The sequence below is a fragment of the Piscinibacter sp. genome (genome assembly GCF_050175855.1).
GTDB lineage: Bacteria > Pseudomonadota > Gammaproteobacteria > Burkholderiales > Burkholderiaceae_C > Piscinibacter.
The window spans coordinates 1-3,119 of record NZ_JBFXIO010000501.1 but is presented as its reverse complement, the minus strand read 5'-3'; the positions used below and the strand labels follow the sequence as shown (position 1 = coordinate 3,119).

General features: G+C 71.1%; 2 protein-coding genes. Both read right to left on the bottom strand.

Annotated features, from left to right (window positions below; genetic code table 11):
• Positions 1–42: 42 nt before the first annotated feature.
• The gene (gene xdhB / locus AB7U92_RS24635; protein WP_428583097.1) at positions 43–2,373 is read right to left on the bottom strand and encodes a xanthine dehydrogenase molybdopterin binding subunit; all 2,331 of its coding nucleotides are present in this window, start codon (positions 2,371–2,373) and stop codon (positions 43–45) included.
• 1 nt (position 2,374) lies between these two features.
• Positions 2,375–3,119: FAD binding domain-containing protein (locus AB7U92_RS24630; RefSeq protein ID WP_428583095.1), on the bottom strand; the 745-nt coding region annotated here is incomplete at its 5' end.

The following is a 3,119-nucleotide window of genomic DNA, read 5'->3' as shown; positions in this document are numbered from 1 at the left end:
ACGGTCAGCCAGCTCGCGGCGGTGTCGCGCCGGGTGCTCATCTCAGGCCCCCCCGCGAACGGCCTCGATCGCGCGCAGCAGGGCCTCGCCGGTGGCCGGGGCCGACAGCGGCGGAACGACGCGGTGCCCGCCCACCGCCGAGACCGCATCGCGCAGCGCGTAGAACACCGAGAAGGGCAGCAGCAGCGGCGGCTCGCCCACCGCCTTGCTGCGGTGGATGCTGTCCTCGGCGTTGGTGTTGTCGAAAAGGCGCACGCGGAAGTCCGCCGGGCAGTCGTTGGCGGTGGGGATCTTGTAGGTGCTCGGGGCGTGGGTCACCAGCTTGCCGGTCTGCGGATGCCAGACGAGTTCCTCCATCGTCAGCCAGCCCATGCCCTGGATGAAGGCGCCCACCACCTGGCCGTTGTCGATGGCCGGGTTGAGCGCGCGGCCGACATCGTGCAGCACGTCGGCGCGCAGCAGCCGCCACTCGCCGGTGAGCGTGTCCAGCAGCACCTCGCTGACCGCGGCGCCGTAGGCGAAGTAGTAGAACGGCCGGCCCTGCAGCGTCTCGCGGTTCCAGCTCAAGCCGGGCGTGGCGTAGAAGCCGTCGGACCAGAGCTGCACACGCTCGTGGTACGCCTTCGTCACCAGCTCGGCGAAGGGCAGGCTGCGCCCGGCCACGTTGACCATGCCGCCGGAGAAGCGCACTGCCGAGGCCTCGGCGCCGAACAGCGCGGCGGCGCACTCGGCCAGCCGCTCGCGGATCTGCCGTGCGGCATCCTGCGCCGCCTTGCCGTTGAGGTCGCTGCCGGTGGAGGCGGCGGTGGCCGAGGTGTTGGCGATCTTGTGCGTGTCGGTGGCCGTCACGCGCACGCTCTCGAAGGGAACGCCCAGCTCGTGCGCCACCACCTGCGCCACCTTGGTGTTCAAGCCCTGGCCCATCTCGGTGCCGCCGTGGTTCACCAGGATCGAGCCGTCGGTGTAGACGTGCACCAGCGCGCCGGCCTGGTTGAAGTGCTTGACGTTGAATGAGATGCCGAACTTCACCGGCGTCAGCGCCAGGCCGCGCTTGAGCACCGGGCTGGTGGCATTGAACGCGGCCACCGCCTCGCGGCGGGCGCGGTAGTCGCTCGTCGCCTCCAGCTCGGCCACCAGCTCTCGAATGACGTTGTCCGTGACCGGCTGGCCGTAGGGTGTGCTCTGGTCCTGCCCGTAGAAGTTCAGCCGCCGCACGTCGAGCGCGTCCTTGCCGAGCGTGCGCGCGATCGAGTCGAGGATGTTCTCGATCGCGATCGCGCCCTGCGGGCCGCCGAAGCCGCGGAAGGCGGTGTTGCTCTGCGTGTTGGTCTTCGCGCAGTAGCCGTGCATGGCGACGTCGGGCAGCCAGTAGGCATTGTCGAAGTGGCACAGCGCACGCGTCATCACCGGGCCTGACAGGTCCGCCGAGTGGCCGGCCCGCGAGACCATCGTGACCTCGGCGCCGAGCACGCGGCCGTCGTCGTCGTAACCTACCTCGTAGGCATAGCGGAAGCAGTGGCGCCGGCCGGTGATCAGGAAGTCGTCGTCGCGGTCCAGGCGCAGCTTGACCGGGCGGCCGAGCTTGCGCGCCGCCACCGCCGCCACGCAGGCGAACAGCGCCGACTGCGACTCCTTGCCGCCGAAGCCGCCGCCCATGCGCCGGCATTCCACCTGCACGTGGTGGGCGTGCAGGCCGAGTGCATGCGCCACCAGGTGCTGCATCTCGCTCGGGTGCTGGGTGGAACAGTGCACCAGCATGCCGTCGTTCTCGCGCGGGATGGCGTAGCTGATCTGGCCCTCGAGGTAGAACTGCTCCTGGCCGCCGACCTCGAACGTGCCCGTCAGCCGGCGTGGCGCGCGCTCGATGGCCGCGCGCGCGTCGCCGCGCACGAGGTGCATCGGCGGCAGCACGTACTGGGCCTTCTGGTGCGCTTCGAGCGGGTCGATCACCGCCGGCAGCGGCTCGATCTTCAGCGCCTCCTTCGCACGCGCGGCCACGCGGCGCGCCACCTCGCGCGTGCGGGCGATCACCGCGAACACCGGCTGTCCGAGGTAGCGGACCTCGCCGTCGGCGAGGATGGAGTCGTCGTGGACGATCGAGCCGCAGTCGTTCACGCCGGGGATGTCGGCGGCGGTGAGGATCGTCACCACGCCAGGAACGCTGAGAAGGCCGTCCAGCGTCATGCCCGCGAGCCGGCCATGTGCCACCGGCGACAGGCCCAGCGCACAGTGCAGCGTGCCGGCGAGCTCGGGCAGGTCGTCCACGTAGGGCGCCGCGCCGGCCACGTGCAGGTGGGCCGACTCGTGCGGGCGGCCGATGCCCACCTGTGCAGCGGTGTCCGCGATCACGAGGGAGTCGAGGGGCTTGTTCATCTCAGGCCTGCTCGTGTGCCAAGGTGGCGAAGACGCTGAGCGACTCGGCCGGCAGCGGATCGTGCGGCCGTGTCTCCAGCCAGAAGCGGTGCAGCAGGTTGGCCGCCACGCGCGCGCGGTGCTCGGCGCTGGCGCGCATGTCGGAGAGCGGCGTGAAGTCGCGCGCCAGCGCGGCCTGCGCAGCGCGCAGGCTGGCGTCGTTCCAGGGCTGGCCGAGCAGTGCGGCCTCGGCGTGCGCGGCGCGCTTGACGATCGCTGCCATGCCGCCGAAGGCCAGGTGCACGCTGCGCACCGTCTCGCCGTCGAGCTCGATGGAGAGGCCGGCGCACACGGCCGAGATGTCGCAGTCGAAGCGCTTGCTGATCTTGTAGCCGCGCACCTGGCGCGAGGGCGACAGGCGAGGCACCACGATGGCCTGCACGAACTCGCCAGGCTCGAGCCGGTTCTTCATGTAGTCGACATAGAAGTCGGGCAGCGGCATGCAGCGGATGTGGTGGCCGCGGCGCAGCTCGACCTGCGCGTCCAGCGCCATCAGGATGGGCGCGCTGTCGCCGATCGGAGAACCATTGGCCACGTTGCCGCCCATCGTGCCGGCATGGCGGATCGGCGGCGAGGCAAAACGCAGCCAGACGTCGGTGAGCGCCGGCCAGCGCTTCGCCAGGGCGCGCCAGGCGTCTTCCAGCGACGCGCCGGCGCCGATCCACAGTGCGCCGTCGCGCTCCTCGATGGCGCGCAGCTCGCTCACG

Coding starts and splice junctions, on each gene's coding strand:
- xdhB (WP_428583097.1), bottom strand. CDS start 2,373: ATGAACAAGCCCCTCGACTCCCTCGTGATCGCGGACACCGCTGCACAG.